Origin of the sequence: Streptomyces sp. NPDC005574, assembly GCF_040605435.1 — a bacterium.
GTDB lineage: Bacteria > Actinomycetota > Actinomycetes > Streptomycetales > Streptomycetaceae > Streptomyces.
This window is the reverse complement of the sequence record NZ_JBEXCW010000087.1, coordinates 1-13,487: the sequence shown is the minus strand read 5'-3', so window position 1 is coordinate 13,487 and position 13,487 is coordinate 1. Positions and strand designations below refer to the sequence as shown.

The window sequence follows — 13,487 nt, the reverse complement described above, 5'->3', positions numbered from 1 at the left end:
ACAACCGCAACACCGGCGCGCACCGGTCACCCGATCCCTGATCGCGTACGACCACTGATCGCATCGGACTTACTCGTCTGGGAGAAGTCGTGGAACACCACCTCGTCACCGGCGCCACCGGCCTCCTCGGCAGCGCCATCGTCCTCGAACTGCTGGAGCGCACCAACGGGAAGGTCACCTGCCTGGTCCGCCCACGGCCCGGCCTGGACGCCGACACCCGGCTCAAGTCGGAGCTCCAGCGTGCCGCAACGGTCTACGGCCGTCCTGACCTTGCACCCGAGATCGAAGGGCGTTGCCACGGTCTCATCGGCGACATCACCGAGCCGAGTTGCGGCGCAGGGCTCACCGGCAACGCAGACCACTTCTGGCACGTCGCCGCCTCCATGGCCTACGAGTACGAGCGAAAGGAGGACATCGTCGCCCGCAACATCGACGGAACCCGGAACGCGCTGGCCCTCGGCCGGGCCGCGCGCTGCGCGACGTTCAACTTCATCAGCAGCGCACTGGTCGCGGGACGGCGCAACGGCTGGATCGCCGCCGACCCGGCCGACCCGTCGGCTGCCGTGAACAACTGGTACGAGTACAGCAAGGTCGCCAGCGAGTGTGAGGTTCGCGCACAGTCCTTCGACAGCATCCGGATCTTCCGCCCGAGCCTGATCATCGGGCACAGCCGCACCCTCGCCGCGACGACCATCAGCGGCCTGTACAACCTCGCTCTGGGCCTCGCACTCGCGGTACGGGAACTGCGCGGCCGCGGCGGTGAACCCCCGTGGCCGCTGCGGATCAACGGTCTGCCCGATGGGAGCACCAACTACATCCCCGTCGACGCAGCTGCCCGGGCCGCCGTCCAGATCACGCTCGCCGACACGGGAACCGGCGTCTATCACCTGACGAACGCCCACTCCACGCCGTTGCGGGACACTTTCAGGGCGCTCAGCAGGATCCTGGAGATCCCGGAGGCGGTCATCCAGGACGGCGCGGAAGGGTTCACCGACGCGGACCACTTCGTGAACGACAAGGTCGGTGTCTACCGCCCATATCTGCGCTGTGCCAAGGAGTTTGATCAGACAAACGTGGCGCAACTGATCGGGCCCGTCGATCTGCCCATCGACACCACCGCGCTGGCCACGCATCTCGCCTGGTACTTGCACGGCCCGGGTGGCGACATCCTTGCCTCACTCGGATCTCAACCGGCAACGGGCCTTGGCCGCCGAGTAGCCGAGTAGCCGAGGGGATTCTCACCCCTCGGCCCTCACAGATCCGTACGTGACGGTGGGTGCGGCTCTTGTCGTTCTGATCACCAGACCTGAGGGGCATGGGTGGTCCAGGCCCAGTGGGTGAAGAACCGGGGTCGTCGTGCGGCGGCCTGGTTCCACGCCGCTATCGCTGAAGTACCTTTACGCAAAGGGCAAGTTGATGCACGACGGCTATGACGGCGCGGCCAGGCGGGTCTCGGTCGCGCGCTCGTGGATGACAACGGAACCGACCCTGCCCAAGTGTTCGCTCATTTCCAGCGCACGATCACGGACGGAGTGCAGGAGGTGGGGCCTTCCCCCGTGAAGGTGGGCACGCGGCTTTTGATCACGCGGCGAGCGTGAGCTTAGCGGTGTGGTGTCGGTGTTCGTATTCGTTGGGGCTGAGGTGGTCGTTGGCGGAGTGCCGGCGGCGGGTGTTGTAACGGGCCAGCCAGGCGAAGACGGTCCTGCGGCAGGTGCCGGCGTCACCGTAGTCACCGGCGCCCTGGAGGGTCTCGCGTTTAAGGGAGGCGTGGAAGCTTTCGCAGGCCGCGTTGTCCGCGCTGGTCCCGACCGCGCCCATCGACCGGGTCACCCCGAACTGGTCACAGAGACCGGCGAAGGCCCGGGAGCCGTACTGAGCCCCGTGGTCGGAGTGGAACACGGCGCCGTCCAGACCGCCGCGGGTCGAGGCCGCCATCCGCAGTGCGTCGGCGACCAGACTGGTGCGCATGTGGTCGCCGATGGACCAGCCGACGACCTTGCGGCTGAAGCAGTCCAGCACGGTCGCGAGATAGAGGAACTTGCCGCCTGCGAGCGGGAGATACGTGATGTCGCCCATGTATTTGAGCCCCGGCTCGGCGGCGTTGAAGTCCCGCTGGAACAGGTCCGGGACCGGCGAGGTGGCCGGGTCCGGGACGGTGGTGCGCAGGCGGATGCCGGTGATGGAGAACGTCCGCATGATCCGGGCGATGCGCTTTTCGTTGACCCGCCGTCCTTTCTCGCGAAGCTCGGCCGTTATGCGCGGGGAGCCGTAGGCGCCGCCGGATTCGCCGTGGACCGCGCGGATCTCCTCGGCCAGGATCCGGTCCTGGTGCTGCCGGGCGGCCCTCGCCTCGGCGCCGGCGAGCCACTTGTAGTAGCTGGACCGGTTCACGTCCAGGACCTGGCAGAGCCGCTTCACCTCGTAGGTGTCCCGGTGGTCGTCAACGAACTGGAAGCGGCTGATCACCAGTTCGTCTCTCCGGCGAAATACTTGGCCGCCTTGCGGAGGATGTCCCGCTCGGTGGCGAGCTTGCGCTCACTTGCCTCAAGCTCGGCCACCCGGGCCTCCAACTGCCGCACCCGCTCGTCCGGATCAGTGGACGGCACCGCCTCCCGGGGCCGGGTGTCCGGCTTCGCAGGCGCAGCGGTGACGCCACGGCGTTCGCGGTCCCGCAGCACCCACTCCCGCAGGGTCGCCCGGTTGATGCCCAGGTCAGCGGCAATGCTCTTGTAGATCGCCCCGGGTGTGGACTCGTACAGGGCCACAGCATCGGCCTTGAACTCGTCCGAATAGTCCTTCATCGCCATCGGCGGTCTTCTCGCTTCCTCCGGATCAAGCAGATCCAGTATCAGCGTGTCCACCACTCAGGGGGAGGCCCCCCTCGCTCGTTGCGGCTCGCGGACCCTCACCTGATCGGTGGCCACCTCGAAGAAGCTCACTCCCAGGGATCAACCTCACTTCAAATGATCACCCCCTCCTCTTCCCCTTCCCCTTCTCCGTCCTCGCCGGGTGGTCTTTGCCGCGAGAGGGCTGATACTGCGATGGTGGACCACCCGCCGACGACGCCGACGAGGCAAACCCCGACTGTACGTACCGCGACCCAGTAGGATTGGCCGGATTCATCGGATAATTACCCCCGCCAGAGAAATCACCGACCCAAGTTCCCTGAGAAGATTCAGGAAACTCACTGCCCTGCGCCAGATGCATACTCGCCGGATTCTCCAGCGATGGGACCGCGGGTTCGGTCGGATACGAAGACGGATACAGCGACGAATAACCCGCCACTTGCGCCGGATTCATCGAATAATTAACCCCGCCAGAGAAATCACCGACCCAAGGCCCCTGAGAAGATTCAGGAAACTCACTGCCCTGCGCCAGATGCATACTCGCCGGATTCTCCAGCGACGGGACCGCGGGTCCGGTCGGATACGAAGACGGATACAGCGACGAATAACCCGCCACTTGCGCCGGATTCATCGAATAATTAACCCCGCCAGAGAAAGCGCTGCCCGAGGCTTCCTGAGTGTGAGGAAATTCATCAACCTGACTGCTGGCCGCCTGCGCCAGAAGATTCCCCTGATCCAGAAGCGATTGCGTCAAATCGTCCGGCAAATGGCCCAGTTCGTTGCTGATAATTTTAAACTTGCCACTATCGTCTTTCTGTGTGTGCAGCCCTGCCTCCGTCAAGGCCAGGGCCTCCCGAGGTCCCGCCTTAACTACACCTTTGGGGCCAGGGATAGCCAATCCATTTATTCGCTTCCGCGTTTTTCTTTCGGGCTCAGGCGTCTCTTTCGTCGGCCAATGCGGCATGACGCCCCAGGCCACCTTGGCTTCGCCTCCTTTGAGGCCGTAGAGTTCATACACACCGTCGGCCCATTCTCGATCTCTAATATCAGCTTTGATGTCCGCTTCCGAGCGTACGTTTTTCTTGTTAATTTTCCATTGGCCCTCACCAGTTTCCTCCATGGGGATCCCTGCCCTCTTCAAGGCGTCCGCCTCCAGTGGCCCCGTAAAAGTTTCACTATTTGGTGCATGGAGTTTGGCTAGCCGGTTCTGCACGGTTTTTGTCAATGGATCCGCGTCTTTCGACGGCTGGGAATTCGGCAGGACTCCTGGGGGCATACGGGCTTCGAAGTAAGTAGAGATGTTCGCGGCTCGTTGCGCATCTGTCGGCTTTTTTTTCGGCATGGAGTCCTCCATAGCAAGGGGTAAATCTGATCTCACAACGCACCGGACGGCCCTATGGTTCAACCTCGATTGTTCAGCAGCCTGACCTCGGTGGTCGGCTCGGCTGGTCGCCCGGTTTGTCCTCGGCCGTTCGAGGGCGGGTCGTCGCGTGACGCCGCGGGGTGCGCCGGGTTCCACAGGCCCGGTGGACTGCTGTCTGCTCCTTCCTGGTTCTCCTCGGGATGATGGCCGGCCGTCAGGTGAGGGCCGGAAGCTCGGCGGCGCGCTGCCAGGCGGTGGTGAAAGCCACAGCCCAGGGCCAGGTGCAAGGTGCGACGCCTGGCGTGGGCGGTGAGCCGGGCAGGGAGGTGGTAGAGCTTCCTGCGGATCGTTTCCGGTTCTGCCGCAGCCAGTTCGGGCTCGTCGTGCAGGAGTAGGAGTCTGGTCCAGGCGTCCAGGTCGGCGGCGATGGTGGCGGCCAGCACCCAGGCCGCGTTGATCTGCTTAGGACTTCGAGGGCAGCAGCCCGAGTTCGATCCGCTTGATCGCCTTCACCCGGTCCTCCACCTCAGCGTGGTCACGGTACAAAGCGTCGAGGAACCAGGCCTGGCCGGAGCCGGGGACAGCGGAAAGTCCCTGGTGGGCGAGGATGTTGCTGGCCACGACACGATCTGGTAGCGCCAGCCGGTCTTCTTCTCGAAGGCGGTCAACTTCTTCGCGTCGCGGCGCGAGGGCTTGGACCCGGCGCACGATCAGCCGCAGCCCGGTCGGCCAGCCCGCGAGGTCGCGCAGGTCGGTGATCTCGGCGACCTGGTAGGTGACGGTCCCGCCGTCCTCCCCCTTGATCTCGTGGAGTCCGCCGTCCTGCCGCAGTGCCGCCTCTCGGGCAGCAGGGTGATGGCCTGCTCGTCGGCGGTGTTGATGGCCCAGCCGGTCACGAAGCGTACCCGGCGCCAGCTGGTAGTCAGGGTCTGGAGGTGGTCGAGCAGGCCGTGGCTGAAGGCCGCGCCGTCGATCCGAACCAGCAGCTTGGACCAGGGCGGGAGCGGGAGCCCGCGCAGCGCGGCGGCCAGCACTGTCTTGTAGTCGGCGATGTCGTTGGGCGGCGCGTTGCCCGGCCGCAGCAGCATCGCGACGCATTCGCGACGGTTGGCGATCCATGCCGCCAGCGGCATGTGCCCGAAAGATCCCTTGTAGGTGCCCGCCGCGCCCTCCTTCTTGCTGGTGCAGGGCATGATGGTGGCGTCCAGGTCCAGCACGTACCAGCCGGTCAGTGTGCGTCCGGCGACCGATAGGGCCGACGGCAGGAATCTGGTCGGGCAGGCGGGCATCGTGCTGCTGCGGAAGGTCGCCGACCGGCTCGGTCTGGCCCGCACGCTGGCCGCTGCGCTCCCCGTGGGCAGCGGACCGCGATGGCGGGACCACGGCCTGGCGCTGGTCCAGCTGGCCTGCGCGATCGCACTGGGAGCCACGAACATCCTGGAAGCCGAGCAACTGCAGCACCACTGGCGGCCGTTGTTCCCCCAGTCCGGTCTCCGACAGCACTCTGTGCCGCACGCTGGAGGAGATGGACGGACCATTCATCGTGCGCATCGAGCGGGTCCGGGCCGCGATCCGCCGCGCGGTGTGGACCTGGCTGGCCCTGCGGCCGGGCGGCTTCCCCCTGTTTTCGATCACTCAGTGTGCCCTCAAGATCTTCGCGATGCGTTCCGGGGATGCCTGGCGGCTGGGCAGGTCGGTGATGACGTAGACGGTCTCGCGGCTCTGCTTGCCGGTCTTGGTGTCGGTGCGGTGGCGTACGACCTTGGCGACCTGGGCGGCGTGGGGGAAGTCGACGCCGAGGTCGGTGACGGTCAGGGCCTGCACGACCTGGGTCTCCTTGCGGCCGGCGCAGCCGTCTGCTGCCGGCGCGGGTGGTGGTCTACTTCATCCTCGCGAAGTGCCTGTTCTTCGGGCAGGGATACGAAGTGGTCGCCCGGCTGCTGGGCGAAGGGCTGGGCGAGGGACGGCGGTCATGGCAGGTGCCGACGACCGCCGCGATCGGCCGGGCACGTCGGCGTCTTGGCGTGGAGCCTTTGAAGGCGTTGTTCGCCCCGGGCCTGCCAGCCGGTGGCTGTGCCCGAGACGGTCGACGCCTGGTACCGGCACTGGCGTGTGGTCGCGGTGGACGGCACGACCCTGGACGTGGCGGACACCGCGGCCAACGAGGAATTCTTCGGCCGCCATGTCTCACAGCGCGGAGCGGGCGCGCTCCCGCAGGCACGGCTGGTCGCGCTGGCGGAATGCGGCACCCATGCGGTGTTCGGGGCTGTCATCGGTCCGCAGTCGGCGGGCGAGCAGAAACTCTCCCGGAGTTGTTCCCCCAGCTTCAGGAAGGGATGCTGCTGCTGGCCGACCGGGGCTTTTACGGGTTCGAGTTGTGGCAGGCCGCGCGGGACAGCGGCGCGGACCTGCTGTGGCGGGTGCGCAAGAGCGCGGTTCTGCCCGTCGTCCAGGACTTGGGCGACGGCTCCTACCTCAGCACGGTCCATGCCGAGAGAGACCGCAAGAGCCGCCGCATCCCGGTGGTGGTCCGGGTGATCGAGTACACCCTTGCCCGCAGCGGCGACGCCACCGTCTACCGCCTGCTCACCACCCTGCTCGATCCGGACGAAGCACCGGCGCAGGAGCTGGCCGCGCTATACGCCCAGCGGTGGGAGATCGAGACCACGCTGGACGAGATCAAGACCCACCAGCGCGGCCCGAAGCTCATCCTGCGCTCGAAGTATCCGTGGGGCGTGGAGCAGGAGATCTACGGCTTCCTGCTGGTGCACCACGCCATCCGGCAGTTGATGCATCAGAGCGCCCTGCACGAGGACCTGGACCCCGACCGCCTGTCCTTCACCCGGTCTCTGCGGATCGTGTGCCGCCAGGTCCCGGCCCAGGCGGCGTTTCCCCCCCGTTACCGTTTTCGTGGCTCCGCAATGGGGCCTCCGGCCTTCGGGTCCGGCATGACTTCCCCCTCCTGTTGTTGATGATCCGGGGGGTGGTGTCACCGGGCCCGGAGGCATCGACGGACCGCTGATGAGGGGCTTGAGTACCGGCTTCACCCGAGCTGGAAGAGCTCTCCGTAACGTGGGTGTGGCAGCTCGGTGCCGAGGCAAGGCCGGACGAAAGCGTGATGGAGGGGCCTGCACGTGATCGACACCGGCGACATCGACGTCTTCCTCGGCCTGGACGTCGGCAAAGGCGAACACCACGCCACCGCCGTCACACCAGCGGGCAAGAAGGCGTTCGACAAGCGGTTACCCAACACCGAACCCAGGCTCCGCAACCTCTTCGCGAAGCTCCAGGCCAAGCACGGAACGGTGCTGGTCGTGGTCGACCAGCCGGCCTCGATCGGGGCCCTGCCCTTGGCCGTCGCCCGCAACATGGGCTGCCCGGTCGCCTACCTGCCCGGGCTGACGATGCGGCGGATCGCCGACCTCTACCCGGGCGAGGCGAAGACGGATGCGAAGGACGCGTTCATCATCGCGGACGCGGCCCGCGCGATGCCGCACACGCTGCGGGCGATCGACGGCGAGGACGAGACGATCGCCGAGCTGGAGATGATCGTCGGGTTCGACGACGACCTGGCCGGCGAGGCGACCCGGGTCGCGAACCGGCTGCACGGCCTGCTGACCCAGATCCATCCGTCGCTGGAACGGGTGCTGGGGCCGCGGTTGCAGCACCCGGCCGTCCTGACCCTGCTGGAACGGGTCGGGTCACCGGCCCAGATCCGCAAGGCCGGACGGCGCCGTCTGGTCACCCTGTTACGGCCGCAGGCCCCGAGGATGGCCGAGCGGCTGGTCGAAGACATCTTCGCGGCCTTGGACGAGCAGACGGTGGTGGTGCCCGGCACCGAGGCGGCCGCGCTGATCGTCCCAAGCCTGGCCGGATCCCTGGCCGCCGTCCTTGACCAGCGCAAACTGCTGGCCGGGCGGATCGAGGAACTGCTGGAAGCGCACCCTCTTTCGAAGGTCCTGATCTCGATGCCGGGAGTCGGAGTCAGGACCGGAGCCCGCATCCTGATCGAGGTCGGCGACGGCAGCACCTTCCCGACCGCCGGCCACCTCGCCGCTTACGCCGGGCTCGCCCCCGCGACCCGGAGCTCGGGCTCCTCGATCCGCGGCGAACAGCCGTCCCGGAGAGGAAACAAGCAGCTCAAAAGGGCCTTCTTCCTCTCCGCGTTCGCCGCCCTGGGCGACCCGGCATCGCGGGCCTACTACGACAAGAAAATCGCCCAGGGCAAGCACCACACCCAGGCCCTGCTCTGCCTCGCCAGACGCCGGGCCGACGTCCTCTTCGCGATGCTCCGCGACGGAACCTTCTACGAACCGCGGCCGACGGCCTCGGTCACATGACCAGCGGTTCAGCCAGGAGGACGACCCGGTCGGCCTCGACATCGAAGCCGAGCACCGGATGGTCATAGTCGCCCTCCGGATCCATCAGGACCGGCTTGCCCAAGCATCGCCCGATCTCCCGCAGGAAGCCGCAGAACACATCGAGTCGTTCCTGCCCCTGCAACTCCCGCAGATCAACGTCGAAGTCGATGACCTCGTCTTCAAGGAAACGGAAGATCGCCAGCACCTCGGCAGCCGGCCAGACCCGCAGGTTCAGGCACTCAGCGTCCGCCGGACGGGCGAGCACGGTCTCCGCCCGGGGCACAGGCAGCACTGCCTCGCCTTCGGAGTACTGGCACTTCCAGCTCCTCGCCTCGACGAGATCGAGGACCGCCTGCCAGTCCTCGACCGAGGCATCGGGGACGCGCAAATCCGGCAACGACCCCATCAGGTCCGGGTCGAAGAAGCACCTCACGTCATCCCACAGAAGATCAGCCACACCGCCATGCTGCCCGTCTCACCGACTCAACGCAGCCCCGTTTCCCTTGACCAAAAAGATAGGGGCACCCCCCCGGCCGACTCGCCCGGGCATTGGCCCGCACCCTGGCTGAGATCGCCGAACGCCTGTTGTCTGCACGCCGCCACCGGACCTGCCCCCGAGTGATCAAACGCAAGATGTCCAACTGGCCACTCAAACGTGCCGAGCACGGCAACCGGACACCACCCGCACCGGACACCGTCGCCATCACTCGGCAGGACAGAACTTAAGCCACCAGCATTGTCCCTAAATCTCGTTCGTGTGCCGCTCAGAATACTGGAGTAGGTGCGTTGTCAATGGTGCCCCCCTCGCCGCTGGCGCTTCGCCATTCTTGGTACGAGTAGTTGAGGCGATAGCCACAGTGGGCATCTAGACACGGTGCGGAAGAGTGGAAACGAGCGGCGGCCGACCAGAGTTGAGCGGACAGGCTGTGGTCTCCGGCGATACGGGCAACGATGGCGCGTACTTCAATCCACTGGGCAGCCTCGCAAGACTTGGCTCCATGGACGCGGATGGACTGATTCTCCAATCTCCGTATTTCGGCCTCTACTTCAGCGAACCGTCCAGCGTGCGCATGGCGCCACAAAGATGCGTATATGTCACCCCTAGCTGGGATATCGTTGACGACCGAGAGGGCATGCTGCGGAGACATGGTTGTGACCCATCCATCTCCCAGATTTTCTGTTACCGGATCCGCGCGTCGCACATCTGCCACCACAACCACAACAACGCCCAACATGATCATGAATAGTCCCGGCCATGTACTCCCGTCGGGCGTCTGGCCAAGCCACAACCAGGCGACAATCGCTGCCACAGGTGCCTCCAGCAGCAGCATCACGCTCACCGCTGTGGCTGGCGCCCGGCCGAGGGCGAAATTCAGCGAAAAAAGGCCGAGCAGCTGAGGAAGGATTAGCAGGCCCAGCAAGGCGATCAAGGTGTTACCAGTGAGCGCGAACATGGGGGTTCCGGAAACAAGGCAGAGGATCAGCAACTCCACCGTGCATATGAAAGAACACAATACCGAGTACACCGACGTGCTGACATCGGGACGGGCCTGTTCACTGAGGGCGGTATAGCCGGCAAGCGCGACTGCGCCTGCGAGAGCGAGTAGGTCTCCGAGGACCGCCTTGCTCCCGGCTCCTAGGTCCATACCACTAGCGATCACCGCGCCCGCAACTGAGATGGCGAGGCCCGCCCGCGTCGCACGCGGTAGCCTACCGCCCAGCATGGTCGCGATGAGCGCCTGCCAGACAGGTTGTGTAGCCACTAGGGCAGTCGCCATAGCCACACTGGTCATCCGTGTACTGGACATGAATGTGGCGAAATGAGTAGCCAGCGCCGTGCCGGCGAGAGACCCTAGCAAGACAGCGCGGCGCTGCTCCCTGCGTACCAGAAATCGCTCTCCACGGAAAACCTTGATGAACTCGCGTCGACGGATCAGCAAAACAACGGGACCTAGTGTAATGAGCCCCAATGCGTTACGGCCCAGCGCAAGCACGAACACCGAGCCACTGGCATACGCCGTCAATGGCGCAGTTGCAGAAAATGCCGCGACTGTTACCAATACGGCGACAATAGACACGGCATCAAGCTTGGTGCGCATAGTGCAGAGCTACCTTCGTGGCGATCTTCGGAATGAGGGATTCGTCGACCAAATTGCAGATTTCATTGCCAATGCAGGCGCGGTTCTTTAGTGGCGGAGGTGCATAAATCCATACACCTCATCGTGAGATGCTGCCGTCCGAACAATGTGACGGCCATCGTGGTACACCGCAGTCTCGTGGCGGCCGGTTCAACCCAGTCTCACGAGATGGGGATCGATCATATTAAAGCTGGCTTGGAACTGCCAGAGCTGCTAAGTCTCTTTCATTCTGTTTTGGTGCAGATCAGGGTGGCGTGGACGGTGCGCGCGACGTGGCGCGGTCGCGAGCCATTCGCGTCGCCTGCCGCGGGAACTATCCATGCGTGAAGGGGAATGACAGTCTGTTCACATCTGAAATTCCCTCAGTTTGTACTGAACCGGCTGCCCCTATCAATCGAATAGCGGAGGACGTTCGGTCACGCGAAGTTGGCGCCAGCCCAAGCTGTACGGTCTAGCGCCCAGCGATGTTGACCTTTCATATGCTGCTGCGTTGACGGCAGGTGGGGCACCACGACGTCACGAGGTTGCTGAGAAAATTTTGGCGCATCCCCCCACCCGTGAGGCATGTGATGCGCCATTTATTGCCCTCCGATACAGAGCACAGTGCCTACGCGTCCCCTGTCGTCCCGACGGCCGGCACTGAGCCTCTTGATCCTGTGTTTGTGCAGAGCGAACGGGCGTGGACGGCACGCGCAATGCCGCTCAGACGGTTGGCCCGCTACTCGGCCCCGGTCCGGCCGTCCCAGCTGCCGGCGTACATGTGCGTGTGGTTCCGGCAAGATTTTCATAGGCGGAGATCATCTTGACGTGGTGTGAGGTGCTCCATATAGCGGGCAGCTTTACGAGTTGGTGCGTGGTAGTGGGTGAGGTGTCGTGCCTGGTCGGTGGCGTGATCCTGGTGTGGCGATCATGGTCAATCGGGCGGTGCTGGCACATCGGCTGTTCACGGGGTCTCGAAGCGTCATTTCGCGCGTCTGGTCGAGGAGTTGGCAGTGCCGTGGCAGGCCGGTCTCGAGGCCGGCGTCATGCTGCGCGAGGTGGGGCCAGGAAGCGGGCTGAGGGTGGCGGCACCCGTCACCAGCTGGTGTTCGTCGACCGGTTGGTGGCCACGCTGATCCATCTGCGGCACGACCTGCCGCACGCGGTGCTGGGACTGCTGTTCGGCGTGGACCGCTCCACCATCACCCGCGCGATCGCAGAGGTACGCACGCTTCTGGCCGAGCGGGGGTGGGTTCCCGACCACCCCGGCCTGCGGCTGCGGACGCTGACGGACGTGTTCGCCTACGCCCAGGCCGAGGGCATAGAAGTGCGCTTGGATGCCACCGAGATCCACGTCCGTCGTCCGCCGGCCGGACGTGGCGGACGGCGCGCGGTTTGAGGTTCCCGACTTGTATTGGTCGTAGCGGAGCGCGGTCGGGTTGGCCGCTCGTAGCGTTTCCGTAGGACGCTGGGTCGGATGGCTCGTGAGGTTCCTGCCGCCCGTTGAGGCTGGCCCGCTCGGGGTGTGCCGCCGGCCCGGTGTCCGGCCACGGTCTGACTCAACAGAGGCATGTCCCGGGCGCGGTTCCGGAAGTCGGCGTGTGGCCGTGGACGTCCTAACATCCGGCCGTGAGGAACGAACTACCGTGAGACTGCTCGGTGTTGACCCGCACAAGTCCACTCACACTGCCACCGCCGTCGACCCTGCCTCGAATCAGCAGGCCGGTTCGCTGAGGATCGAGGCGAACCTGGCGGACTACCGACGGCTCCTGGCCTGGGGCCGCCGCTGGCCGCAGCGCAAGTGGGTGGTCGAGAACGCCAACGGACTCGGCCGCCACCTGGCCCAGTGGCTCGTCGCCCGCGGCGAGACCGTCGTCGACGTTCCGGCCTCGGCGACCAGCCGCGTCCGTCAACTCACCCGCGGCGGCGGCCGCAAGACCGACCGGATCGACGCCGCCACCGCGGCCACGGCTCACATCCACGGAGACGGGCGCGAGGTGAACGCGGACGACCACACCACGGCCCTGGCCCTGCTCGACGAACGACGCCTCAACCTCGCCCAGGCCCGGGTCCGCACCGTCAACCAGCTGCACGCCGTGCTGCGTGACCTGCTGCCCGGCGGGGCTCCGCCTCAGCTGTCGGCGGACCAGGCCGCCGCGCTGCTGCGCACGGTTCGCCCTGCCGGCAACGTCGAAAAGATCCGCAAGGATCTTGCCCGCGACCTGGTCACGGAGATCCGGGCGCTGGACAAGCGGCTCGCGGAGAACGCCGTACGCATGGAGGAACTCGTCGTCTCCTCGGGCAGCACGCTGATGAACACGCCCGGCGTCGGGCCGGTGCTGGCGGCACGGCTCGTCGGCCGCGTCGGACGCGCCAGCCGGTTCGCCACTGCGGCGGCGTTCGCGAACTACACCGGGGTCGCCCCGGTCGAGATCGCCAGTGCGGACAAGGCCCGCCACCGGCTCTCACGCTCCGGCGACCGCCAGCTCAACTCCGTCCTCCACACCATCGCCGTCACCCAGATCCGTATGCCGAGCGCCCCAGGAAACGCCTACTACCAGCGGAAACTCTCCGAAGGAAAGACACCCCGGGAAGCCAAGCGCTGCCTGAAACGCCGTCTTGCGGACCATGTGTGGCGTGTCATGATCGGCGACGAACGCAGGTCCAAGCACCGGCTGCCTCAAGCGACTTGACAAGACACAGAGGCACCCCGAGATGCGGGGAGAGGTGACAGCGGGTCAGATGGAAATCATCGGATACCTCCGAGGAAACCCCGGCCTTCAGGCCGGGGTTTCCTCGG

At 65.7% G+C, this 13,487-nt stretch carries 12 protein-coding genes and 2 pseudogenes; 6 read left to right on the top strand and 8 right to left on the bottom strand.

All coding sequences use genetic code 11. The annotated features are described in order from the left end of the window. The first annotated feature begins 89 nt into the window (after nucleotides 1-89). Entirely contained in the window at nucleotides 90-1,226 is a 1,137-nt protein-coding gene (locus tag ABZT03_RS34590; RefSeq protein ID WP_356046805.1) for an SDR family oxidoreductase, read from the top strand. A 355-nt stretch (nucleotides 1,227-1,581) separates the two neighbouring features. Here ABZT03_RS34590 and ABZT03_RS34585 read toward each other — a convergent pair. The 6 genes from ABZT03_RS34585 to ABZT03_RS34560 all read right to left on the bottom strand — a co-directional run bounded on the left by ABZT03_RS34585 (nucleotide 1,582) and on the right by ABZT03_RS34560 (nucleotide 6,033). Further along, nucleotides 1,582-2,807 (bottom strand): IS3 family transposase gene (locus ABZT03_RS34585; RefSeq protein WP_356046804.1). Its coding sequence is split into 2 segments (ribosomal slippage): nucleotides 1,582-2,481 and nucleotides 2,484-2,807, totalling 1,224 coding nucleotides; the frame shifts between segments, so codons are not numbered across the junction. A gap of 160 nt (nucleotides 2,808-2,967) precedes the next feature. Beyond that, nucleotides 2,968-4,188: a hypothetical protein gene (locus ABZT03_RS34580; protein ID WP_356046803.1), complete on the bottom strand. Its 1,221-nt coding sequence runs from the start codon at nucleotides 4,186-4,188 to the stop codon at nucleotides 2,968-2,970. A 59-nt stretch (nucleotides 4,189-4,247) separates the two neighbouring features. After that, entirely contained in the window at nucleotides 4,248-4,652 is a 405-nt protein-coding gene (locus ABZT03_RS34575; RefSeq protein WP_356046801.1) for a hypothetical protein, read from the bottom strand. A gap of 19 nt (nucleotides 4,653-4,671) precedes the next feature. Further along, complete coding sequence (locus tag ABZT03_RS34570; RefSeq protein WP_356046799.1) at nucleotides 4,672-4,830, bottom strand: hypothetical protein; 159 nt, start codon at nucleotides 4,828-4,830, stop codon at nucleotides 4,672-4,674. Between the two features lie 89 nt (nucleotides 4,831-4,919). Continuing rightward, complete coding sequence (locus ABZT03_RS34565; RefSeq protein ID WP_356046798.1) at nucleotides 4,920-5,543, bottom strand: transposase; 624 nt, start codon at nucleotides 5,541-5,543, stop codon at nucleotides 4,920-4,922. A 301-nt stretch (nucleotides 5,544-5,844) separates the two neighbouring features. After that, entirely contained in the window at nucleotides 5,845-6,033 is a 189-nt protein-coding gene (locus tag ABZT03_RS34560) for a hypothetical protein (protein ID WP_356046796.1), read from the bottom strand. Between the two features lie 32 nt (nucleotides 6,034-6,065). Here ABZT03_RS34560 and ABZT03_RS34555 point away from each other — a divergent pair. The 3 genes and pseudogenes from ABZT03_RS34555 to ABZT03_RS34545 all read left to right on the top strand — a co-directional run. Beyond that, nucleotides 6,066-6,248, top strand: a pseudogene (locus ABZT03_RS34555) (transposase domain-containing protein); the annotation flags it as partial. A gap of 273 nt (nucleotides 6,249-6,521) precedes the next feature. Then, a complete protein-coding gene (locus tag ABZT03_RS34550) occupies nucleotides 6,522-7,181 on the top strand; it encodes an IS4 family transposase (RefSeq protein ID WP_356046795.1) in 660 nt (219 codons plus the stop codon). 165 nt (nucleotides 7,182-7,346) lie between these two features. Beyond that, complete coding sequence (locus tag ABZT03_RS34545) at nucleotides 7,347-8,549, top strand: IS110 family transposase (protein WP_356046814.1); 1,203 nt, start codon at nucleotides 7,347-7,349, stop codon at nucleotides 8,547-8,549. Here ABZT03_RS34545 and ABZT03_RS34540 read toward each other — a convergent pair. Both ABZT03_RS34540 and ABZT03_RS34535 read right to left on the bottom strand, forming a co-directional pair. Continuing rightward, on the bottom strand, nucleotides 8,542-9,027 hold the full coding sequence (locus tag ABZT03_RS34540; protein WP_356046794.1) for a hypothetical protein: 486 nt from the start codon (nucleotides 9,025-9,027) through the stop codon (nucleotides 8,542-8,544). The genes ABZT03_RS34545 and ABZT03_RS34540 overlap by 8 nt on opposite strands. A 307-nt stretch (nucleotides 9,028-9,334) precedes the next feature. After that, a complete protein-coding gene (locus ABZT03_RS34535; protein WP_356046793.1) occupies nucleotides 9,335-10,669 on the bottom strand; it encodes a DMT family transporter in 1,335 nt (444 codons plus the stop codon). Between the two features lie 948 nt (nucleotides 10,670-11,617). On the opposite strand from ABZT03_RS34535, the pseudogene ABZT03_RS34530 reads away from it, so the two are divergent. Then, nucleotides 11,618-12,080: pseudogene (locus tag ABZT03_RS34530) on the top strand (transposase family protein); the annotation flags it as partial. Between the two features lie 253 nt (nucleotides 12,081-12,333). Then, nucleotides 12,334-13,380, top strand: coding sequence for an IS110 family transposase (locus ABZT03_RS34525; protein WP_356046792.1), 1,047 nt, complete (start codon nucleotides 12,334-12,336; stop codon nucleotides 13,378-13,380). The last annotated feature ends 107 nt before the right edge of the window (nucleotides 13,381-13,487 follow it).